20 protein-coding genes and 1 rRNA gene are annotated in these 23,068 nt (G+C 53.8%); 8 read left to right on the top strand and 13 right to left on the bottom strand.

The window, feature by feature from the left end; all coding sequences use genetic code 11:
• Positions 1-62: 62 nt before the first annotated feature.
• Together PAG01S_RS19980 and PAG01S_RS19975 are read left to right on the top strand one after the other, a co-directional pair.
• The gene (locus PAG01S_RS19980; protein ID WP_062759624.1) at positions 63-1,436 is read left to right on the top strand and encodes a nucleobase:cation symporter-2 family protein; all 1,374 of its coding nucleotides are present in this window, start codon (positions 63-65) and stop codon (positions 1,434-1,436) included.
• Positions 1,437-1,554: 118 nt separating this feature from the next.
• Positions 1,555-3,234, top strand: a complete 1,680-nt coding sequence (locus PAG01S_RS19975; protein ID WP_062759623.1) for an AsmA family protein — start codon at positions 1,555-1,557, stop codon at positions 3,232-3,234.
• A 34-nt stretch (positions 3,235-3,268) separates the two neighbouring features.
• Here the strand turns inward: PAG01S_RS19975 and fabY are convergent, their stop codons facing one another.
• The 5 genes from fabY to typA all read right to left on the bottom strand — a co-directional run bounded on the left by fabY (position 3,269) and on the right by typA (position 8,210).
• A complete protein-coding gene (fabY, locus tag PAG01S_RS19970; RefSeq protein ID WP_010258423.1) occupies positions 3,269-4,216 on the bottom strand; it encodes a fatty acid biosynthesis protein FabY in 948 nt (315 codons plus the stop codon).
• A 56-nt stretch (positions 4,217-4,272) separates the two neighbouring features.
• On the bottom strand, positions 4,273-4,710 hold the full coding sequence (dtd, locus tag PAG01S_RS19965; protein ID WP_022624890.1) for a D-aminoacyl-tRNA deacylase: 438 nt from the start codon (positions 4,708-4,710) through the stop codon (positions 4,273-4,275).
• Positions 4,707-5,576, bottom strand: coding sequence for a virulence factor BrkB family protein (locus PAG01S_RS19960; RefSeq protein WP_010672108.1), 870 nt, complete (start codon positions 5,574-5,576; stop codon positions 4,707-4,709). Before PAG01S_RS19960 ends, dtd begins: the two co-directional genes overlap by 4 nt.
• Positions 5,577-5,579: 3 nt before the next feature.
• Entirely contained in the window at positions 5,580-6,176 is a 597-nt protein-coding gene (gene yihX, locus PAG01S_RS19955; RefSeq protein WP_062759622.1) for a glucose-1-phosphatase, read from the bottom strand.
• A 210-nt stretch (positions 6,177-6,386) separates the two neighbouring features.
• Positions 6,387-8,210 (bottom strand): ribosome-dependent GTPase TypA, encoded by a 1,824-nt coding sequence (typA, locus tag PAG01S_RS19950; protein ID WP_010258429.1) that lies wholly within the window; start codon positions 8,208-8,210, stop codon positions 6,387-6,389.
• A 438-nt stretch (positions 8,211-8,648) separates the two neighbouring features.
• Between typA and glnA the strand changes: the two genes are divergently transcribed.
• The 3 genes from glnA to glnG all read left to right on the top strand — a co-directional run bounded on the left by glnA (position 8,649) and on the right by glnG (position 12,664).
• Positions 8,649-10,058, top strand: a complete 1,410-nt coding sequence (glnA, locus tag PAG01S_RS19945; RefSeq protein ID WP_010258434.1) for a glutamate--ammonia ligase — start codon at positions 8,649-8,651, stop codon at positions 10,056-10,058.
• A gap of 139 nt (positions 10,059-10,197) precedes the next feature.
• A complete protein-coding gene (glnL, locus tag PAG01S_RS19940; protein ID WP_062759621.1) occupies positions 10,198-11,247 on the top strand; it encodes a nitrogen regulation protein NR(II) in 1,050 nt (349 codons plus the stop codon).
• A 7-nt stretch (positions 11,248-11,254) separates the two neighbouring features.
• Positions 11,255-12,664 (top strand): nitrogen regulation protein NR(I), encoded by a 1,410-nt coding sequence (gene glnG, locus PAG01S_RS19935; RefSeq protein WP_010258440.1) that lies wholly within the window; start codon positions 11,255-11,257, stop codon positions 12,662-12,664.
• Between the two features lie 41 nt (positions 12,665-12,705).
• Here the strand turns inward: glnG and hemN are convergent, their stop codons facing one another.
• On the bottom strand, positions 12,706-14,079 hold the full coding sequence (hemN, locus tag PAG01S_RS19930; RefSeq protein WP_062759620.1) for an oxygen-independent coproporphyrinogen III oxidase: 1,374 nt from the start codon (positions 14,077-14,079) through the stop codon (positions 12,706-12,708).
• Positions 14,080-14,312: 233 nt separating this feature from the next.
• Complete coding sequence (gene yihI, locus PAG01S_RS19925) at positions 14,313-14,837, bottom strand: Der GTPase-activating protein YihI (protein WP_010258445.1); 525 nt, start codon at positions 14,835-14,837, stop codon at positions 14,313-14,315.
• 551 nt (positions 14,838-15,388) lie between these two features.
• On the opposite strand from yihI, the gene yihA reads away from it, so the two are divergent.
• A complete protein-coding gene (yihA, locus tag PAG01S_RS19920; protein WP_010258448.1) occupies positions 15,389-16,024 on the top strand; it encodes a ribosome biogenesis GTP-binding protein YihA/YsxC in 636 nt (211 codons plus the stop codon).
• Positions 16,025-16,109: 85 nt separating this feature from the next.
• On the opposite strand, the gene spfP is transcribed toward yihA, so the two are convergent.
• From spfP to PAG01S_RS19895, 5 genes are all read right to left on the bottom strand, one after another.
• Entirely contained in the window at positions 16,110-16,157 is a 48-nt protein-coding gene (gene spfP / locus PAG01S_RS22785; RefSeq protein ID WP_071892919.1) for a small protein SpfP, read from the bottom strand.
• 284 nt (positions 16,158-16,441) lie between these two features.
• On the bottom strand, positions 16,442-19,228 hold the full coding sequence (gene polA, locus PAG01S_RS19915; protein ID WP_062759619.1) for a DNA polymerase I: 2,787 nt from the start codon (positions 19,226-19,228) through the stop codon (positions 16,442-16,444).
• Between the two features lie 378 nt (positions 19,229-19,606).
• Positions 19,607-20,236: a thiol:disulfide interchange protein DsbA gene (dsbA, locus tag PAG01S_RS19905; RefSeq protein WP_010672112.1), complete on the bottom strand. Its 630-nt coding sequence runs from the start codon at positions 20,234-20,236 to the stop codon at positions 19,607-19,609.
• Between the two features lie 26 nt (positions 20,237-20,262).
• The gene (locus PAG01S_RS19900) at positions 20,263-21,249 is read right to left on the bottom strand and encodes a serine/threonine protein kinase (protein WP_010258460.1); all 987 of its coding nucleotides are present in this window, start codon (positions 21,247-21,249) and stop codon (positions 20,263-20,265) included.
• A 45-nt stretch (positions 21,250-21,294) separates the two neighbouring features.
• Entirely contained in the window at positions 21,295-21,570 is a 276-nt protein-coding gene (locus PAG01S_RS19895; protein WP_033759287.1) for a YihD family protein, read from the bottom strand.
• Positions 21,571-21,614: 44 nt separating this feature from the next.
• Here PAG01S_RS19895 and mobA point away from each other — a divergent pair, with 44 nt between their 5' ends.
• Together mobA and mobB are read left to right on the top strand one after the other, a co-directional pair.
• A complete protein-coding gene (gene mobA / locus PAG01S_RS19890; protein WP_033781132.1) occupies positions 21,615-22,181 on the top strand; it encodes a molybdenum cofactor guanylyltransferase MobA in 567 nt (188 codons plus the stop codon).
• Position 22,182: 1 nt separating this feature from the next.
• Positions 22,183-22,689 (top strand): molybdopterin-guanine dinucleotide biosynthesis protein MobB, encoded by a 507-nt coding sequence (mobB, locus tag PAG01S_RS19885; RefSeq protein ID WP_033759293.1) that lies wholly within the window; start codon positions 22,183-22,185, stop codon positions 22,687-22,689.
• An 85-nt stretch (positions 22,690-22,774) separates the two neighbouring features.
• Here mobB and rrf read toward each other — a convergent pair.
• Positions 22,775-22,890, bottom strand: a 5S ribosomal RNA gene (rrf, locus tag PAG01S_RS19880).
• Positions 22,891-23,068: the final 178 nt, after the last annotated feature.

Raw genomic sequence — 23,068 nt, 5'->3', positions numbered from 1 at the left:
ACGATTGCTTTTAGCCTGCGGATGATTACAATCGCCACATTATTTTTCGGGAAGAACAGAAGATGTCCACTAATCCGCAGCCAGAACAGCCTTCCGCCACGCAAAGCGAACTGATTTATCGTCTTGAAGATCGTCCTCCCCTGCCGCAAACGCTGTTTGCCGCCGGTCAACATCTGCTGGCGATGTTTGTCGCGGTCATTACCCCCGCGATTCTGATTTGTCAGGCGTTAGGGCTGCCCGCAGAGGATACCCGGCACGTGATCAGCATGTCGCTGTTTGCATCGGGTGTGGCATCACTGCTGCAAATCAAAACATGGGGGCCGGTGGGTTCGGGCCTGCTGTCAATTCAGGGCACCAGCTTCAACTTCGTTACGCCCTTGATTATGGGCGGCATGGCGCTAAAAAATGGCGGCGCTGACGTGCCCACCATGATGGCGGCGCTGTTTGGTACGCTGATGCTCGCCTCCTGTACCGAAATGGTGCTGTCACGCGTATTGCACCTGGCGCGCCGGATCATCACGCCGCTGGTTTCCGGTATCGTGGTGATGATTATCGGCCTGTCGCTGATTCAGGTGGGGCTGACCTCCATTGGCGGCGGTTTCAGCGCGATTAACGACCATACTTTTGGTGCGCCGAAAAATCTGATGCTGGCAGGGGCTGTGCTGCTGGTGATCGTGCTACTTAACCGGCAGAAGAACCCCTACCTGCGCGTTGCCTCCCTGGTCATTGCCATGGCGGTGGGCTATCTGCTGGCCTGGGCGATGGGCATACTGCCTGCTGCCGGAATCCCCATCGATCAGCCGCTAATCGTGGTGCCGACCCCGCTCTATTACGGGCTGGGCTTCGACTGGAATCTGCTCATCCCGCTGATGCTGGTGTTTATGGTGACCTCTCTGGAGACCATCGGCGATATCACCGCCACCTCGGATGTGTCAGAGCAGCCGGTCAGCGGCCCCCTCTATATGAAACGCCTGAAAGGCGGCGTGCTGGCGAATGGCCTCAACTCCTTTGTCTCCGCGCTGTTTAATACTTTCCCGAACTCCTGCTTCGGTCAGAACAATGGCGTGATCCAGTTAACCGGTGTTGCCAGCCGCTACGTCGGCTTTGTTGTCGCGCTGATGCTGATTGTGCTGGGGCTGTTCCCGGCGGTCAGCGGGCTGGTGCAGATGATCCCTGAACCGGTACTCGGCGGCGCCACCATTGTGATGTTCGGCACCATCGCCGCCTCGGGTGTTCGCATTGTGTCACGCGAGCCGCTTAACCGCCGCGCCATCATGATTATTGCGCTGTCGCTGGCGGTGGGCCTGGGCGTTTCTCAGCAGCCGCTGATCCTGCAGTTTGCGCCTGACTGGCTGAAAACCCTGCTCTCTTCCGGTATTGCGGCGGGCGGTATTACCGCTATCGTACTCAACCTGATTTTTCCGCCAGAGAAGTAAGGCCAGAGGCAGGCTTCGGCCTGCCTGCTAATTATTCGGATTTACATCCAGGCTGTTGAGCTGTAACGGTAATTCAGGCATAACAACCTCTCACCGGATTTAACTCGGGAAGGATGCTATGAAATTTATTGGAAAGTTTTTCCTCACCTTACTTTTGCTGCTGCTTTTCACCCTGGTCGTGATCTATGTTCTGTTGCAGACACAGTGGGGTGCAGGCTGGTTTAGCCGTTGGGTGAGTGACAAAACCGAATGGCATCTCTCCCTGAGTAAAATTGAACACAATTTCTCCTCTCCCTCTCACATCATTCTGGATGACTTCAGCTTTGGTCACGATGGACAGCCTGCAGTTCTGGTGGCGAAACGGGTCGATCTCGGTCTGGCACTGATTCAGTTCAGCGATCCGCTGCATTTCAGCAGCCTTGAGCTGCGCGATGGAGAAGTGAATCTGGCCAATCTGGCACCAGGCAGCGCGCTACCGATTCAGGCCGATCGCCTGCAACTCAACAATATGCGTATCGACAGCCCCAACAGCGCGTTACCGCTGTTTGCTCAGCAGGTTAATGGCGGCATTCTGCCGTGGAAACCCACTGCCCTTGATATGCTGGGCCGCGATGCCCGCTTCCAGATGAGCGCAGGCAGCATGACGCTGAATAATGTGCCGGGTGAAAACGTACTAATCCAGGGCAGTGTCTCCCAGGGTCGGATGCGCTTTGACAATATTGGTGCCGACCTGGCGCGTGGCTCTATGACCGGCAACGGTGAGCGCGATGCCCAGGGCAACTGGAAAATTAATCAGCTGCGCCTGAACGACATCCGTCTGCAGACCACCAGCAGCCTGAAAGATTTCCTGCATAGCCTGCAGGTTGTCCCCTCCATTGCCATTACGCGACTCGACATGACCGATGCCCGCCTGCAGGGGCCTGACTGGGCGGTAACGGATCTGGATCTGACGCTGAGAAACGTTAACTGGCAGGGTGATGACTGGCAGAGTAACGATGGTTCGCTGGCGCTGAATGCCAGCAATTTTATCAACGGTGGATTCGAACTAAATGATCCCATCGTTAACCTGGACTTCTCACCGCAGGGCGTGGCGCTGACGCAGTTCAGTTCACGCTGGGCGAATGGGGTGATTCGGGCTGACGGTGACTGGTCGCGTAGCGATAAACGCCTGACCCTGAAAAACCTGGCGGTGGCCGGACTGGAATATACCCTGCCGCAGGACTGGCGCGACCGCTGGCAGGCGACACTGCCCGCGTGGCTGGATAGCGTAGCGGTGACGCGCTTCACCTCTAATCGCAACCTGATTATCGATATCAATCCGGCTTTTCCCTTCCAGCTGACCTCACTGGATGGATCCGGTGAAAACCTGCTGCTGGCGCAGCAGCATCAGTGGGGGATCTGGTCGGGTAAACTCAGCCTGAACGCGGCAGAATCAACCTTTAATCGCACCGACCTGCGTCATCCGTCGATTGCGCTGAGCGCTGACCAGCAGCAGATTCAGGTTACCGAGCTGAGTGCGTTCAGTAATAAGGGTCTGCTCGAAGGAACGGCCACCGTAGGCCAGCAGCCAGCCCGTCCGCTGACGCTGCAACTGACAGGTCGTGCTGTGCCGGTGAATGTGTTGCAGAACTGGGGATGGCCCGCACTGCCGTTAACCGGTGACAGCAATATGCAACTGCAGCTGAGCGGTGCATTAACCGCCAATCAGCCGCTGCGCCCGACGGTTAATGGCAGTTTGTCGGTGACTACAGACAGTCAGCAATTGCAGCAGACCATGCAGGCAGGCGAGGTACGTTAACAACAGATCAGGGCCGCTGAAGCGGCCCTGATGATTAGTTGATACGCGCGCCGGAACCGCCCTCTTCCAGCGGCCCGTCAGGATCGGCGGGCAGGACGATATAGACCCCTTCAAATACAGCGCCACACTCATCATTGCCAAAAAGCTCAACTTCGAGCTGCACACGCGCTTTACGTCCGCGAGCCAGGCGGTCGAGATCGCCGCTTAATGAGCCCAGATCGGCAATCGCGCCAGGCCGTCCGCTGATGGGGTGGCTGTAGCGAATGTGCGCATCCGCCAGAATAATGGTGCCACCCAGATGACGCTCGCGCAGCAGCAACCAAATCAACCCCCAGCCGGTCAGCGTTGCCAGCGAAAACAGGCTGCCAGCGAACAGCGTCTGGTGTGGATTCTGGTTGCCCGCTTCCGGCATGGTGGTGATAAATTTTTGCCCGGTAAACTGCAGAATACGAACGCCCATCTTTTCGCTGAGCGGGATATGATCATACCAGGCCTGTTGCAGCTGACCGCACCAGTCGGCGCGATGCAGGATATCGTCAAGCGTGACGACCGGTTTGATCATCAGAAAGTGACGAACCGGCGTCGTCTGCGGCGCGGTAATCTCGCCCTGATTGATGTAGCCGAGTTTAGCGAAGAAAGCGACAGCATCTTCGCGGGCGCTGCAGGTTACCCGCTTAGCCCCTTCCTGACGCGCCACGGATTCCAGCGTCATCGCCACCAGAGTACCCAGTCCCTTGCCCTGAACCGAAGGATGAACGGCCATGAAGCGGATAGCAGCCTCATTGTCGGCATTAATATAGAGACGGCCGATGGCGACCGGATTGCCCTGCTCATCAACCACCATCTGATGATGCGCCAGCGCATCCCAGGCGTCACGTTCCGACCCCTGCGGCTGACGCAGAGGTTTACGCAACATCTCCCAGCGGAACTGATAATAGATATCCAGCTCTTCCGCCGTCTGTGGCACGCGAAGGTGATACATGTAATGTTTCTCCCGCTCGGATGTGTGGCCAGTTCCCTGCCGCTCAGCTGACGTTTTCACACCTGTAACCAGAACGTCACAGGACCATCATTCACCAGCGAGACCTGCATATCCGCAGCAAAACGGCCATTAGCCGTGGTGATGCCCTGCTTGCGACAGCAGTCGCTGAAATATTCATACAGCCGCTCGGCTTCAGCGGGCTCGGCGCCACCCGAAAAGGAAGGACGCATCCCTTTTTGGGTATCTGCGGCCAGCGTAAACTGTGACACCACCAGCACGCTTCCGCCCGCCTGGCGAACACTCAGGTTCATTTTGCCCTGCTCATCACTAAAGATGCGATAGCCCAATACGCGTTCTGCGAGACGTTCCGCACGCGCGTTGTCATCGCCCTTTTCCACGCCCAGCAAAACCAGTAAACCGGCATCGATTTCACCGACCACTTCCTGATTGACGCTGACGCTGGCGCGCTGTACGCGTTGAATCAATGCAATCATGTTTCCTCGCGTTGCTCCTCTTTGTGTTGCTGCTTTAACTGCCGATAGTCGGCTAACGCAACGGTGATTTCAGCGCCTAACAACACAATACACCAGGTCCAGTAGACCCAGAGAAACAGAATGGGGATCACGGCCAGTACGCCGTAGATCAGCTGATAAGAGGGGAACATAGTAACATAGAGCGCAAAGCCCTTTTTGCCCAGCTCAAACAGCGCACCGGCAACCAGCGCGCCAATCAGCGCATCGCGCGGCGGCACTCGCTGGGTAGGAACGATGCTGTAGAGCAACCAGAAGGCGAGCCAAGACAGCAGGAGCGGGAAAATTCGCAGCATCTGATCGACCAGGCTGGTGACGCCTGTCGCGTTAATCCAGCGCAGCGACAGCAGATAAGAGCTGATTGCCAGACTGGCTCCGGCCAGTAACGGGCCAAGTGTCAGGATCATCCAGTAGACCGCAAAGGAATAGACCATCGGCCGCTTCTTGTTGCTGCGCCAGATGGTGTTTAACGCGGTATCGACGGAATGCATCAGCAGTAAGGCGGTAACAATCAGGCCGACCGCTCCGACCGCCGTCATCCGGTTTACGTTAGCCACAAACTGCTCAAGATAGCGTTGCAGCGTGTTACCTGCAGCCGGCATCAGATTGGTAAAGACAAAGTGCTTCAACTGCACGCTGATATCTGAAAAGACCGGAAACGCCGCAAACAGGGCAAACACCACCGCAATCAGCGGCACCAGCGCCAGCAATGAGACATAAGCCAGATTACCGGCCTGGGTCGTCATGCCATCCTCATCAATGCGTTTCCACAACAGTTTGAGCCACAACCAGAACGCATGCAGCCCGGGACGAAATTTACGTGACATCATGAATTACTGTTGACCTGCAAACCAGTTGGGTACCGTTTTACTGTCAGTAACCAGTACACTTTCAATACCCAGGGCGCGGGCCGCCTCAATGTTCTGTGGATTATCGTCAAAAAATACCGCCTGATCGGCAGCCACACCTTCTGCGTCCAGCACATGCTGATAAATGCGGGCTTCCGGTTTACGCATGCCCAGCTGCTGGGAGAGATAGAGCTTGTCGGCTGCCTGCTGCACGTCCGGATACTGGGTCGGCCAGAATTCGCAATGCAGTTTGTTGGTGTTAGAGAGGATCACCACCCGATGACCTTCCAGCCGCAACCGGTTCATCAGCGCCAGGGTTTCCGGACGCACATCAACGAATACCGCCTGCCAGCCAGCGGCAAACTGTTCATAGCTCAGCGCGATTTCCAGCTTTTCACACAGCGCCAGCGCGAAATCTTCATCGCTGATCTCGCCACGTTCGTGTTGTTCAAACGCCTCATCCATCTGGAAATGGCTTTGCAGCGAGGCCAGCGGCACACGACTAAGGTCACTCCAGACACCCAGCACGCGGTTAAAGTCGATATCAATAATCACATTGCCCAAATCAAAGATATACAGCATGGTGTGTCTCCTTCTGTTCCCTGGAGTATTCACTCTAGCGGCAAAAGGGCAGGCTGAACAGGCACTCGCGGAGAGAAAAGCGTAAACGGCAGCGGGCAGCTAAAAAGCGCGACATATGCCACAAATAATCGCTGGCCCGGCTGAAGAGGCAGGAATTTCAGGCAAAAAAAAAGCCCCGCAGGCGGGGCTCTTTATCAGCTAAAGGCGCAATTATGCGTCTTTAGGACCACGTGATGCACGTTTACGGTCGTTTTCAGTCAGGTGACGTTTACGGATACGCACTGACTGTGGTGTAACTTCTACCAGTTCGTCATCATCGATGAACTCGATCGCCTGCTCAAGAGTCATCTTGATTGGCGGAACCAGCGTCGTGGCTTCATCAGTACCTGAAGCACGCATGTTGGTCAGTTTCTTACCGGTCAGGCAGTTAACTGTCAGGTCGTTAGAACGGCTGTGAATACCGATGATCTGGCCTTCATAGACTTCTGCACCGTGACCCAGGAACAGCTTACCGCGGTCCTGCAGGCTGAACAGTGCAAACGCAACTGCTTTACCCTGACCGTTGGAGATCAGTACGCCGTTCTGACGCTGGCCCACTTCGCCCGCACGAATGTCATCGTAGTGGCTGAAGGTAGAGTAGAGCAGACCGGTACCGGAAGTCATGGTCATGAATTCGTTACGGAAGCCGATCAGGCCACGGCTTGGGATCACGTAGTCGAGACGTACGCGGCCTTTGCCATCCGGATCCATGTTTTTCAGATCGCCCTTACGCTCACCCATGGCTTGCATGACTGAACCCTGGTTGTTCTCTTCGATATCCAGCGTAACGTTTTCGAATGGCTCCTGTTTACGGCCATCGATTTCGCGGAAGATAACTTTCGGACGGGATACCGCCAGTTCGAAACCTTCACGACGCATGTTTTCGATCAGAACTGACAGGTGAAGCTCACCACGACCTGATACGCGGAACGCGTCAGCATCTTCGGTTTCTTCAACGCGCAGTGCCACGTTGTGAACCAGTTCTTTGTTCAGACGCTCAAGGATCTGACGTGAAGTCACGTACTTACCTTCTTTACCGCAGAACGGTGAGGTGTTGACGTTAAAGAACATGGTTACGGTTGGCTCATCGACGCTCAGTGCTGGCAGCGCCTGCACGTTCTGTGGATCACAGATGGTGTCAGAGATGTTCAGCTCGCCCAGACCGGTGATAGCAATGATATCGCCCGCTTCTGCCAGGTCGCTGTCGATACGCTCAAGACCCAGGTGAGTCAGGACTTTACCGACTTTACCGTTACGGGTTTTGCCTTCGCTATCGATGATAGTGACTTGCTGGTTAGGCTTAACTTTACCGCGCTTGATACGGCCGATGCCGATCACGCCCAGGTAGTTGTTGTAGTCCAGCTGAGAGATTTGCATCTGCAGTGGGGCGTCAGCCTCAACCTGCGGAGGCGCAACGTGGTCGACGATCGCCTGATACAGCGGGGTCATATCGTCAGCCATGTCGGTGTGCTCAAGACCTGCAATACCATTCAGCGCAGAGGCGAAAATGATAGGGAAGTCGAGCTGCTCATCAGTAGCATCCAGGTTAACGAACAGGTCAAATACCTGATCAACAACCCAATCCGGACGCGCACCAGGGCGGTCTACTTTGTTGATAACCACAATCGGCTTCAGACCATGCGCGAACGCTTTTTTGGTCACGAAGCGGGTTTGCGGCATAGGGCCATCCATCGCATCTACAACCAGCAGCACCGAGTCCACCATGGACATGACGCGCTCAACTTCACCACCGAAGTCGGCGTGTCCCGGGGTATCAACGATGTTGATACGGTAGTCATTCCACTTAATGGCGGTGTTTTTTGCGAGGATGGTAATCCCACGCTCTTTCTCCAAATCATTGGAGTCCATCACGCGCTCTGTTGCTTCGGTACGGGCATCAAAAGTACCGGATTGTTGCAGCAGTTTGTCAACCAGGGTGGTCTTTCCATGGTCAACGTGCGCGATGATGGCGATGTTACGCAAATTTTCGATCACAGCTTTGCCTCAGGCATTAGAAATAGCGCGTTATTGTACACTGATTAAGCGGAAGACTGAACACGATCACACTTTTCACTGAAAGTTTATTGCATGGAGGCCAATTTGCCCTGTTACCGGTGCAGAAAATGCACTAAGTTGGTCTTATGCACCAAAATAGTGCCACCAGATGACCGTTAAGCACCACAGTGGTGCAATAAAACGATCGTGGTGCAGCCGCTTTATGACAAAAAGGTGCACCACAAGGCGATTTAAGCATCATCAAAAAAGTTGGCACAGAATTCGCTTTATCTAAATCAAGCGTAAACGCCAGACAGATGTCGGTTGAAGAGCGTGCCGGAAGAGGTTGGTCAGGGAGTTGTTTTCCCGCAACGTATTCCGGAAACGACGTTTCCTCGCCATGTAGATAATGAAAGACCATTTCCAGGAGAGTTGAGTATGTCCGCTGAACACGTTCTCTCGATGATGAACGAGCATGAAGTTAAGTTTGTTGACCTGCGTTTTACCGATACCAAAGGTAAAGAACAGCACGTTACGATCCCTGCTCACCAGGTTAACGCTGACTTCTTCGAAGAAGGCAAAATGTTCGATGGTTCGTCTATCGGCGGCTGGAAAGGCATTAACGAATCAGACATGGTGCTGATGCCTGACGCCACCACGGCGGTCATGGATCCTTTCTTCGAAGATTCTACGCTGATCATCCGTTGTGACATCCTCGAGCCAGGCACCATGCAGGGCTACGACCGCGATCCACGCTCTATCGCTAAGCGCGCTGAAGATTTCCTGCGCTCTTCCGGCATCGCTGATACCGTACTGTTTGGACCAGAACCAGAATTCTTCCTGTTCGATGACATCCGTTTCGGCTCATCGACGTCCGGTTCACACGTTGCTATCGACGATATCGAAGCGGCATGGAACACCGGTAAAGAGTACGAAGGCGGTAACAAAGGTCACCGTCCAGGTCTGAAAGGCGGCTACTTCCCGGTTCCACCGGTTGACTCATCACAGGACATTCGTTCTGCCATGTGTCTGACCATGGAGCAGATGGGCCTGGTTGTTGAAGCGCATCACCACGAAGTGGCGACCGCGGGTCAGAACGAAGTGGCAACCCGCTTCAATACCATGACCAAAAAAGCGGACGAAATTCAGATCTACAAATATGTGGTTCATAACGTTGCGCACGCTTACGGCAAAACCGCGACCTTTATGCCGAAGCCTATGTTTGGCGACAACGGTTCAGGCATGCACTGCCATATGTCACTCTCCAAAGGTGGTCAGAACCTGTTTGCCGGCGATAAGTACGGCGGCCTGTCTGAAATGGCGCTGTTCTACATCGGCGGTATCATCAAGCACGCTAAAGCGATCAACGCCCTGGCGAACCCGACCACCAACTCTTACAAGCGCCTGGTCCCGGGTTACGAAGCACCGGTTATGCTGGCTTACTCTGCCCGTAACCGTTCAGCCTCAATCCGTATCCCGGTTGTTGCCAGCCCGAAAGCGCGTCGTATCGAAGCGCGCTTCCCGGATCCAGCGGCTAACCCATACCTGGCGTTCACCGCACTGCTGATGGCTGGCCTGGATGGCATCATCAACAAAATCCATCCTGGCGATGCGATGGACAAAAACCTGTATGACCTGCCACCGGAAGAAGAAGCTGAGATTCCAAAAGTTGCAGGCTCTCTGGAAGAAGCGCTGAATGCACTGAACGAAGATCGCGAGTTCCTGACCCGCGGCGGAGTATTCACTGACGAATCGATCGATGCTTACATCGAACTGCGTAAAGCAGAGATGGATCGCGTTCGCATGACGCCACACCCGGTTGAGTTCGAGCTCTACTACAGCGTTTAACTGGTCAGACGTTTTTTGTTGCCGTGGAAACTTTTAGCCCATCTTCGGATGGGCTTTTTTCTCCGCGAATTCACCGTTCATTCGCCCTCTTTTCGGCTTAAAGACTAAAATGCACCTCTTTAGTGCAGAGGAACGTTGTATGGCAACTGGCTCTCTGCCCGATGCAGGGCAGATTCTCAACGCGTTAATCAACAGTATTTTGTTGGTGGATAACGATCTGGTTATTCATTACGCCAACCCGGCGGCGCAGCAATTACTGGCGCAAAGCTCACGCAAATTGTTCGGCACGCCGTTACCGGAATTAACCGGCTACTTTTCGCTGAATATCGAGGTGATGCGCGAGAGTCTTGAGGCTGGCCAGGGATTTACTGACAGTGAGGTCACGCTGGTGGTAGATGGTCGCGCGCACATTATGTCGCTGACCGCCCAGCGGTTACCCGATGGCTTAATCCTGATGGAAATGGCGCCGATGGATAATCAGCGTCGTCTCAGTCAGGAGCAGTTACAGCACGCCCAGCAGGTGGCCGCTCGCGATCTGGTTCGCGGCCTGGCCCATGAGATTAAAAATCCGCTGGGAGGATTGCGCGGCGCGGCACAGCTTTTATCCCGCGCCCTGCCCGATCCCTCGCTGAATGAATATACCAAAGTGATTATTGAACAGGCCGACCGGTTGCGGAATCTGGTTGATCGTCTGCTGGGGCCGCAGCAGCCGGGCATGCACATCACGCAGAGCATTCATCAGGTGGCCGAACGGGTGGTCAATCTGGTGTCGATGGAGCTGCCGGAGAATGTCTCGCTGGTACGGGATTATGATCCCAGCCTGCCGGAACTGCCGCACGATCCCGATCAGATTGAACAGGTGCTGCTTAACGTGGTGCGCAATGCGCTTCAGGCGCTGGGCGGCGATGGTGGCACCATTATTATCCGCACCCGCACGGCTTTCCAGCTGACGCTGCACGGCACGCGTTATCGCCTGGTGGCACGTATTGATATTGAAGATGATGGCCCCGGCATTCCGGCCCAGCTGCAGGATACGCTGTTTTATCCGATGGTCAGCGGACGCGAAGGCGGTACCGGTTTAGGCCTCTCCATCGCCCGTAGCCTGATTGATCAACATTCAGGAAAAATAGAATTTAACAGTTGGCCGGGACACACCGAATTCTCGGTTTACCTGCCTATTCGCCAGTGAGGTTTCTATGCAACGAGGGATAGTCTGGATCGTCGATGACGATAGCTCCATCCGCTGGGTGCTTGAACGCGCGCTCACTGGAGCCGGTTTGAGCTGTGCGACTTTTGACAGCGCAAGCGAGGTGCTGGATGCCCTCTCAACCAAGACCCCGGACGTTTTACTGTCAGACATTCGCATGCCCGGTATGGATGGCCTGGCGCTGCTGAAACAGATTAAACAGCGTCATCCGATGCTTCCGGTCATCATAATGACGGCGCATTCAGATCTGGACGCTGCCGTCAGCGCCTATCAGCAGGGTGCCTTTGATTACCTGCCTAAGCCGTTTGATATTGATGAAGCGGTTGCGCTGGTCGAGCGTGCTATCAGCCACTATCAGGAGCAGCAGCAGCCGCGTAATCAGCCGGTCAGCGGACCCACCACCGATATCATCGGTGAAGCGCCCGCGATGCAGGATGTGTTCCGCATCATCGGGCGATTATCGCGCTCGTCGATCAGTGTGCTGATCAACGGCGAGTCCGGTACCGGTAAAGAGCTGGTGGCCCATGCGCTGCATCGCCACAGCCCACGCACCAAAGCGCCCTTTATCGCGCTCAACATGGCGGCGATCCCCAAAGATTTGATTGAATCAGAACTGTTTGGTCACGAAAAAGGCGCCTTTACCGGGGCGAACCAGATCCGTCAGGGCCGTTTTGAGCAGGCGGATGGCGGCACGCTGTTTCTGGATGAGATCGGTGATATGCCGCTGGATGTGCAGACCCGTCTGCTGCGCGTGCTGGCCGATGGCCAGTTCTATCGCGTTGGTGGCTATGCGCCGGTCAAAGTGGATGTGCGTATTATCGCGGCGACCCACCAGAATCTGGAATTACGTGTACAGGAAGGCAAGTTCCGTGAGGATCTGTTTCACCGCCTGAATGTGATTCGTGTGCATCTGCCGCCGCTGCGTGAGCGTCGTGAGGATATCCCGCGTCTGGCGCGTTATTTCCTGCAGGTGGCGGCGCGTGAGCTGGGTGTGGAAGCGAAGATTCTGCATCCGGAAACCGAGACAGCGTTAACCCGACTGCACTGGTCAGGAAACGTGCGTCAGCTGGAGAACACCTGTCGCTGGCTGACCGTGATGGCTGCGGGTCAGGAAGTCCTGATTCAGGACCTGCCCGGAGAACTGTTTGAATCCAGTACGCCGGAGAATCCGGTGCAGTCGCTGCCTGACAGCTGGGCAACGCTGCTGGCACAGTGGGCCGATCGCGCTCTGCGTTCCGGTCATCAGAATCTGCTGTCAGAAGCACAGCCGGAGATGGAGCGAACGCTGCTCACCACTGCGCTGCGTCATACGCAGGGCCACAAACAGGAAGCGGCACGTTTGCTGGGCTGGGGACGAAACACGCTGACGCGCAAGCTCAAAGAGCTGGGCATGGAATAAGCGGTTCAGTACGGGCTGGTGCAGTCTGCCAGCCCGTTTCTTCAGATAACGCGGGAGAACTGCTGCTGACGCGCTTTCTGACGCAGATAGCGATCAAAGCACATGCAGATATTGCGGATCAGTAACCGGCCAATCCCCGTCACCTCCAGCCCCGTAGCGGTTTGTTCCACCAGCCCATCAGCTATCAACGGTTTCAGCAGCGCCAGATCCTCAGCAAAATAGTCGCCAAAGCGAATGCCCCACTGTGCTTCTGTCGCGGCAAAATTCAGCGAGAAGTTACAAATCAGCGTTTTTATCACGTCACGACGCAGGCAATCATCGTCGGTTAAGGCGATGCCACGCCACAGGCCATTTCCCTGCTGTTCCACACAATTGTACCAGGTATTAAGGTCTTTCTGGTTCTGCGCATAACTGTCGCCAATCATGCTGATGGCAGAGACGCCAAGCCCCAGCAAATCGCTGTCGCCCTGCGTCGTATATCCCTGGAAATTGCGATGCAACTGCCCTTTGCGCTGCGCGATAGCCAGTTCATCCTGCGGCTTCGCAAAGTGATCCATTCCAATGAACTGGTAGCCCTGCTGAGTCAGGGTTGCGATGGTCTGCTGTAAAATATCCAGCTTTTGCTGAGCCGATGGCAGTTCACCCTCTTTGATTTTACGCTGTGCCGCGAACATCGCCGGCAGATGCGCATAGTTAAAGACGCTAAGACGATCCGGGCTCAGTGCCAGTACCCGCTCCAGCGTCCAGGCGAAGCTGGCGGGCGTCTGCAGGGGTAAACCATAGATCAGGTCAATGCTGGTCGAGCTGAACCCCTGTTCACGGGCACGCGCCATCAGCCCGAAAATCACCTCTTCATCCTGTACCCGGTTAACCCGCTCCTGCACCGATTTGTTGAAGTCCTGCACCCCCATGCTCAGACGATTAAATCCCAGCGATCGCAGGTGATCAATCACATCCAGCGCAATTTCCCGGGGATCCACTTCGATCGACATTTCGGCATCATCGGCCACGCTGAAATACTGCTTCAGTAAACCCACCAGCCGGGAAATCTGCGCATTGTCGAGGAAGGTTGGCGTGCCGCCGCCCCAGTGAAGCTGCGTGACCTGACGCTGACGAAACAGCGGCGCACGCTGAATAATCTCCTGCTCAAGCACATCCAGATAGCGGTCCGCTTTGTGGCGCTGACGCGTCACTATCTTATTGCAGCCGCAGAAGTAGCAGAGACGATGGCAGAAGGGAATATGGACATAGAGCGACAACGGACGATCGGGGTAACGCGCCACGGCACGCTGGAAGTCGTTTTCCGCGTACTGCTCGCTGAACTCCAGCGCAGTAGGATAGGAGGTGTAACGCGGGCCGGCATAATTGTACTTTTCAATTAACGCCTGATCCCACTCAATCTGCTGCGATGGCATGCTCACTCCTTCCGGTGACGTCGTCTGAGAGAAGGTCGCGAAGAAGAGGAGATAAAAGGTGAGCGGGATGAGACCCGACGTAAACGTTGCTTCAGACGCGACAGGCGTCGTAGTTTAAACAATAACCACAGCAGATAACATGTCGCCAGCAGCGCGAAAATTGATCCAGGCCAAAACATTGTCGTTTACCTGTTAAGCGCGGCATGCGGGTAACGCATGCCGATCAAATTTGCTTAGTTGCCTTTCAGCAGACGGTACATATCTTCTTCAGCCTGCTCATCTTCGGCATCATCCATCACAATGCCTAACTGCTCCATCAGTTCGTCGATACGATCCAGCGAGGCATCCAGCCAGCCCTGATCTTCAGCTGACAGTGTTTCGCCATTTTCCAGCCGATCCAGCAGCGCATCCAGACGTTCGTCATTTTCCAGCTTCGCCAGCTCTTCTTCTGGTGTCAGACGCACTTTCTTCTCTGCTGCCGGTTTTTCTGCGCTTTTCTTTGGTTTAACGGCGGCGGTTTTTCCTTCAGCGATCAGGGCCACCGGTTTTTTACTCCCGATGCGCGGATCTTTGACGCTGTCCGCCTGACGTCCGCCATTGTTTTCGGACGCAGCCGGATTAGCACGGCTGCCAGATGCATGTCCGCGATGCTTTTTATCACGTTTGCGATCGCGTGCTTCATGGTTGATATCGTCACGCGATTTGCGTTTGGCTTTGACGGCAGGTTTGCCGTTAGCAGCTCGTGCAGGTTGCTTCATAGTATTCGGTCCCGGCTTTTTTTATTCAGTATAGAATTGCGGCGAAATCTAGCAGAAAGTAGACAAAGAAAAAAGGCGACAGCTCAAGCTGTCGCCTTATTTCATACCTTCATGAGAAGGAATCATGTTTTAAATCCTTTTCGGCTCGTAACATCCCGGTTAATCCCGCGCCTGCTCAACTCCTGAGCTATTCCTTATCCCTGTCTGGCCGCATCCCTGACCCTGTTCCATTCCATCGCTCATAACCCTCCTGGTATCCCTGAGCGCATCATCCTGATGTGTGCTGCCGTGCACTGCACACTAATGTAGACCAACTGGTAAAAGCCTCAAGTCAGTGTCAAAAATAGTTAGTTCAAAAAAAGAACGTTTTAAGATAAGGGATTGAATTACATATTTTTTTATTTTTAGTAATTAAAGTAAAAAGCGAAATAACCCGCACCGTGAATGGCAAATCTCTTACAAAGTTTGTTACCGAGATGCGATTGAGCACTTTCGCGTCATAACGCGTATAATCGCCCGCATTGCCTTAATGCGTTTTCTGGAGTGTCACCTTGTCTGAATTGAATTACCACGTTACCCACTTTGTCATGAGCGCGCCGGATATCCGCCATCTGCCTGCCGATACCGGAATTGAGGTGGCTTTCGCTGGCCGCTCGAACGCGGGAAAATCGAGTGCGCTGAATACGTTAACCAATCAGAAGGGTCTGGCGCGTACCAGTAAAACGCCGGGACGTACGCAGCTGATTAACCTGTTTGAAGTGAAAGAAGGTAAGCGTCTGGTCGACCTGCCCGGTTACGGTTATGCCGAAGTCCCGGAAGAGATGAAGCTGAAGTGGCAGCGCGCGTTAGGTGAATACCTGCAAAAACGTCAGGCGCTGAAAGGACTGGTTATCCTGATGGATATCCGTCATCCGCTGAAAGATCTCGACCGGCAGATGATTCAGTGGTCAGTGGAAAGTGGCATTCCGGTGCTGTTGCTTCTCACTAAAGCAGACAAACTGGCCTCAGGTGCCCGTAAAGCGCAGCTCAATGTCGTGCGTGAAGCCGCACTCGAATTTGTTGGTGATGTGCAGGTAGAACTCTTCTCATCGCTGAAGAAAATCGGCGTGGATAAGGTTCGTCAGAAGCTGGACAGCTGGTTTAATACGCTTGAACCGGCGGTTGAAGATCAGGACGCGGAAGAGTGAGTGGAAACCCTGTGCCGGTGACGCTGACGGTACAAAAAGCCCAATAAAAAACGCCCCAGTCACAGAATGACTGGGGCGGCTAAATTCAGCCAAATCCGATTACGTGAAGTAAAAGGTCTGAAAGATAGAACATCTTACCTCTGTACCCTACGCGACGAACTTTACCTGATTTTCTGTGCGTGACAAAGGCTTTTTTGTTGCTTACTTACATCAAACAGGACTTTTTTTACCATGCACGTCACAAAAATAGCGTTGTGATGTAGTTTAATGACGAAAAAAGTGTTTAGGCGATAAGCAGTTAGAAAAGCGCTTTCTCTCCGTGCCAGCGTTGACCGCGCTAAACCGGTCAACTAAACGATTTTCTTATACCTGATTCAGGGCCGATTCTGTTCTTCAGAACCGACCACATACATCGAATCAGTGGGCTTCATCCCAGTTGTCACCCACACCGACCTCAACCAGTAAAGGTACGTCGAGCTGTACGCTACCCTCCATCAGCGCACGGATTTTCTGGCTCGCCTCTTCAACCGCCTCGGCTTTAACTTCGAACACCAGTTCATCGTGAACCTGCATAATCATTCTGACGGCATTGTCGTTTTGCTGTTCCAGCCAGTTATCCACGGCAATCATTGCCCGCTTGATGATATCGGCTGCCGTTCCCTGCATCGGCGCATTGATAGCGGCACGTTCTGCGGCTTTCCGGCGAATGGCATTACCGGATTTAATATCGGGCAGCCACAGTCGACGGCCTTCCAGCGTTTCGACATAGCCTTTACTCGCCGCCAGCTGGCGTGTGTTCTCCATATAGCGCAGGACGCCCGGATAGCGTTCAAAGTAGAGATCCATATACTTGTTCGCTTCACCCGCACCGATATTCAGCTGACGCGACAGACCAAAGGCGCTCATGCCATAAATCAGACCAAAGTTGATCGCTTTGGCGCTGCGACGCTGTTCGCCGCTGACCTTATCCAGCGCCACGCCAAACACTTCGGATGCCGTCGCGCGGTGGATATCTTCGCCCTGGGCAAAAGCGTCCAGCAATCCTTTGTCCTGAGAGAGATGCGCCATGATACGCAGTTCGATTTGTGAATAGTCTGCCGCCACAATGCGATGGCCTTTGGCCGCAACAAATGCCTGACGGATTCGGCGTCCTTCATCATTACGCACCGGAATGTTTTGCAGATTCGGATCGGCAGAGGATAAGCGTCCGGTTGCGGTGACGGCCTGATGATAAGAGGTATGTACCCTGCCACTGATCGGATTGATCATCAGCGGTAATTTATCCGTATAGGTAGACTTAAGTTTGGATAAGCCGCGATGCTCCAGAATCACTTTGGGTAACGGATAATCAAGTGCCAGCTCGGCTAACACCTCTTCGCTGGTTGACGGCGCGCCGCCTGGTGTTTTCTTTGTGGGCTTGATGCCCTGTTTTTCAAACAGGATCACCTGAAGCTGCTTGGTGGATGAGAGGTTGAAGGGTTCCCCCGCCAGCTCATGCGCTTTCAACTCAAGCTCAGCCAGTCGGGCCGTCAGCTCTTTCGAATGCTGCGCCAGAATAGACTGATCGATCAGCACACCGTTGCGCTCTATGCGCGAAATCACCGTCAGTAACGGCATCTCAATCTGTTCGAAGACTTTTTTCGGACCCGCTTCTTTCTCCAGCTCTGGCCACATCTTCAGATGCAGCTGCAGGGTCACATCTGCATCTTCTGCAGCGTAATGGGATGCCTGCTCTAACGCGATTTGATTGAACGTCAGCTGATTTTTGCCTTTACCGGCGATCTCCTGGAAGGTCACGGTTTTATGGTTAAGCCAGCGAGCGGCCAGGCTATCCATGTCATGTTTGCCCACCACGCTGTTGAGGATATAGGACTCAAGCATGGTGTCGAATTTGATACCGGCCAGTTCAATGTCGTAGTTTTTCAGCACGCCGCGATCGTATTTCAGGTTCTGGCCAACTTTCCATGCGCTCTCATCTTCCAGCAAGGGCTTGAGCTGTGCCAGAACGGTAGCGCGATCCAGTTGATCAGGCGCATCAAGATAGTCATGGGCAACCGGCAGATAGGCGGCTTCACCGGGTGCCACCGCGAAGCTGATGCCGACGATGTTAGCGCTCAGGGTATCCAGCGCGTCGGTCTCCAGATCAAACGCAAAGACTTCGCTGTTTTTCAGCTTCTCCAGCCAGCTATCAAAGAGATCCTGATCCAGAATGGTGACATAACCCTCGGTCGGTAACACGCTGCTGGTTTCAACCACCAGGGCCGGTTCATCGGCCTGCGCTTTTTGCGCCTGCGTAGTGCTCTTTTTACCCTGCAGCCATTTACCGTCCTGCAGGTCACTCAGCCAGCGTTTGAACTCGTAACGACTGAACAGGGCCTGCAATGCCTCTGTATCGGGTTCAGTGACTGTGAGCTCTTCACAGGGCAGCGCCAGCTCAACGTCTGTCTTAATGGTCGCCAGCTGATAAGAGAGAAACGCCACATCACGATTCTGCTCAAGTTTGGTCGCCATGGTTTTGGCACCACGAAAGCCGAGATCGGCCACTTTGTCCAGATTGTCATAGATCGTCTGCATGCTGCCCAGCCCCTGCAGCAACGCCTGTGCCGTTTTCTCACCGACGCCTGGCACGCCAGGAATGTTATCGGAGCTATCACCCATCATGGCAAGGAAATCGATGATCAATGCGGGTGGAACACCATATTTCTGCTCAACCTCTTCTGGTCCCAGAATGGTGTTGCTCATAGTGTTAATCAGCGTGATGGCGGGCGTGACCAGCTGCGCCATATCTTTGTCGCCGGTGCTGATCAGTACTGAGAGACCCTTTTTCTCCGCTTCCAGCGCCAGCGTACCGATGACATCATCAGCCTCGACGCCGCTCACAGCCAGCAACGGCAGCCCCATCGCCCGCACCATCTCATGCAGCGGCTCAATTTGTGCACGGAGCTCGTCAGGCATCGGGGGACGGTGAGATTTGTAATGCTCAAACAGCTCGTCCCTGAAGGTTTTGCCTTTGGCATCGAACACCACAGCAACGTGACTCGGATTGTATTGCGCCAGCAGGCTTTTCAGCATGTTGAGCACGCCGTACATGGCGCCAGTGGGTTCACCTGCACTGTTGGTCAGCGGCGGAAACGCGTGATACGCGCGATAAAGATAGGATGAGCCATCGACCAGAATCAGGGGATTTTCTGCTATTTGCGCCATAAGTCTGTGTAGTCTTCGTTGCTATGAGTTGGGCTATAAGGATGCCACAACCAGGCAGAAATGGTGAACTAAGGCGTGCCACGTCTGGAGTTTTTCACGCTTTTGGGGACAGGATCGCAACGATCGTTCTGTGGATAACTTTGTGCGTAAAAATTATAACGCGCTTTTTTTCAGGAAAATAAATAATCGACACTTGAATAAAAACCATAAATTTCATTGGCTTATTTAATTTCCGTGACCCGATCGCTATTTTTAATAGCGCGATCCCTTGTGTGGATATTAAATTTATGCCCTGGAGATGGACAAAAATTGGCCCGTTGTTCAAAGGCATAAAAAAAACGCCAGCAGAGCTGGCGTTTAACGGGGGTGTGAGGCTGATTACTTCTGGCTTACCAGGAATTTAACCACGTTCGCATAGTCTGCGACGAAATTATCCATAGAGCTGGTATCAAGACCGCCGTTGTTAACCATGTATTTGCCATTCACGAAAATAGCAGGCACACCACGCAGATCAACATCAGCAGCGGCTTTTTGCTGCTGCGCAACCAGCGCTTTTACGGCGAAGCTGTTCCAGGCTGCATCATAGTCCGCCGCAGAGATACCGGCCGCTTTGACAAAGGTCTCTTTCAGACTGGCAGGATCGGTGATGGTCTGCGTTTTCTGAATGCCATCGAAGATCGGTGCTGTCACTTTATCTTCAACGCCCAGCGCCATCGCGACAGCCCAAGCCTGGGTCACGACCGGCCCCAGCTCTCCACCGAGAAAATCGACGTGGTATTTCACCATCTTAGTGTCAGCAGGCAGATTCTTTTTCACCGCGTCATTGACGTGATAAATACGTTCAAACTGATAGCAGTGCGGGCAGAAGAAGGAGAAGAACTCCATCACCTGAGGTTCGCCGGCCACAGGTTTAGGCAGACTCACATATTGTTTACCTTCAGTGAACTGGGCAGCAGATGCGCTGAATGCCAGCACTAAACCCATCAGTGCAAACCAAATTTTTTTCATCGTGAAAAATTCTCCTGACTACGTCATTAATATTGCGGTGTCAGCTGCAGAGGAGGTTCCTGCAACAGCTTCTCCTGCTCGGTAAAGAGTGAAATTTGCCTGCGCCAGAAATCTTCATCTGTCATCCAGGGGAAAGCGCGCGGAAAAGCGGGATCCTGCCAGCGTCGGACAACCCAGGCCAGATAATAAACCATGCGCATGGCGCGTAAAGGTTCAATCAGTGACAATTCATTAATATCAAAATCACTGAACTCACTGTACGCCTCCAGCAGTATATCCCATTGAATACGCTGTTCCTGACGATCGCCGCTGATCAGCATCCAGAGATCCTGCACGGCCGGGCCATTACGGGCATCATCCAGATCGACAAACAGCGGTCCGTCACGCCACAGGATATTACCCGGATGGCAGTCGCCATGTAATCGTAGCGGCTGCCACGTGGTGTGCCACTGTTGTTGCAGCGTGTTTCCCAGCTTATCGATAGCCTGTAGCAGTGCGACTTTAAGCGATGCAGGCACTAACAGAGAGTGCTCCAGCACCTGCCGGGGTTCATGCAGATATTCATCCAGACCGATGGCAGGCCGATGCCTGAACAGCGCTTTACGCCCGGTCTGATGAATGCGGCCCAGGAAGCGGCCTACCCACTCCATCTGATCTTCGTTGTCTGTCTCATATTGCCGTCCGCCCAGGCTGGGGAATACGGCAAAGAAGAAGCCAGCGTGACTATGCAGTGTCTCACCCTTTAACCGCAGTGGCGCCGCGATGGGCACTTCGTCAGCCAGCAGATCAAGTGCGTACTGATGTTCTTCAGCAATCTGTTCGGCACGCCAGCGCTGTGGGCGATAAAACTTCGCAACATAGCGGCGTTTTTCGTCGTCGCTGAATTGATAAACCCTGTTCTCGTAGCTGTTCAGGGCTGTCAGACCCGATTCGACGCGAATTCCTGTTTCCCAGAGCGCATCAAGCAACACGTCGGGATTCAATGTCTGGAAGTTAAAAGCAGCGTCGCTCATCATGTTACCTGTAGTTGCCCTTGCAAATAGCAGCCAAGGATAACACTACTCGTCCTGTTTAATGACACCCCGTGCACGGAGCAGTGCTGTTTTGAAATCAACTTCATAATCTTTTTTCAGGCCTGGGATCTCATCATCGCTGGCTGAGTCACGCATCTTGAGATGGTAAATTAATACATCATCGGTTAATTCACTTAACGGGCCACGGAAACCAGATTCCTGAGCCAGTTTCTGCAAAAATGTGACCAGATTAAGATCAGGCTCTTTTTGCCAGGCGGGTTGCAGCAACTCGATTAACTCGTTTAAACGATGGCATTTCATTCAGATTTCTCCTTTCACAGTGCGTCATCAGCGAGGGCACAGTCATGACAATATTAACCGGTATCATTCTGGCCGGTGGTCAGGGCCGCCGTATGGGTGGTCAGGACAAAGGGCTAGTACAGCTGGATGGCAGGCCGCTTTATCAGCATGTCCTTGAACGGCTCAGGCCACAAGTCGACATTGTCATGATTAATGCGAATCGTAATATTGATCGCTATCAGTTAAGCGGATGTCGGGTTATTCAGGATGTTTTTGATGATTATCCCGGTCCGCTGGCCGGGATCTACAGTGGGTTGCTCGCCATCGACGGTGAATGGGCCGCTTTTTGCTCCTGCGATACGCCTGCAATACCTCTCTACTTCGTCGAAAAACTGGTCGATCAACGCGGTGAGGCGCCGGCAGTCTGGGTACGTTCACAGTCGCGCGATCATCCTACGCTGGCGCTGATTCATCGGGAAATGGCTGCACCTCTTTATGACTATCTTCAGGCTGGAGAACGACGTCTTATGCATTTTCTGCGCGACCACGGTGGCCATGCTGTCCGGATGGATGAGGATGAGGCTGCCTTCCGCAATATCAATACGCCTGATGACCTGAACAACAGAGGCTGACATGTCATTACCTATACTTGCCATTGTGGGCTGGAGTGGAACCGGGAAAACGACGCTATTGCAGCAGGTGATACCGATTCTCGGCGATAAAGGTATCCGCGCAGGATTGATTAAACATACCCATCATCAGATGGATGTGGATACGCCAGGCAAAGATAGCTATCTGCTCAGAAAAGCGGGTGCCAGTCAGGTAATATTGGCCAGTTCAGAGCGATGGGCATTGATGTGTGAGACGCCGGAAAAGCAGTCGATTAATCTGCCTTATCTGCTCAGCCGCATGGATCACGCTACGCTAGAGGTCGTGCTGGTCGAAGGCTTCAAAGATGAACCCGTACCTAAAATTGTTTTATGGCGGGCCGGGATCAAGGGTGGGATCGAGGAACTGCTTGATGAGCAGGTAATCGCTGTCGCCAGCGACCAGAAATTAACGCTGAACGTGCCAGTTCTGGATATAAATCGTCCGGACAGCGTTGCAGACTTCATTGCCGACTGGCTTGAGAAACGCTGAAATGGATGTTGTGATGCAGTTTTTCACGATCTGCAGACGTAAAAAAGCCCCGCACTTCCGTGCGGGGCTTCTTCACTTGTTTAATGCCTGGCAGTTCCCTACTCTCGCATGGGGAGACCCCACACTACCATCGGCGCTACGGCGTTTCACTTCTGAGTTCGGCATGGGGTCAGGTGGGACCACCGCGCTAAAGCCGCCAGGCAAATCTTGGTGCACGAAACGAATCTTTTACGCCATGACCGCGTTGCCATCGCTCAGCCGCACCGGTCACATACTTCAGTATGCTCCCGCTGACGTCCTCGCTCTGCGCCTTGTCACGCCGCAAAATCTTTCGTTTCCGCTAATTTTTATCCGGTACAGGCTGAAAATTGTGTCTCTC

Source organism: Pantoea agglomerans NBRC 102470, assembly GCF_001598475.1.
Lineage (GTDB): Bacteria > Pseudomonadota > Gammaproteobacteria > Enterobacterales > Enterobacteriaceae > Pantoea > Pantoea agglomerans.
Note: the sequence above shows the minus strand (reverse complement) of the source record. Positions and strands in the feature narration are given on the sequence as shown.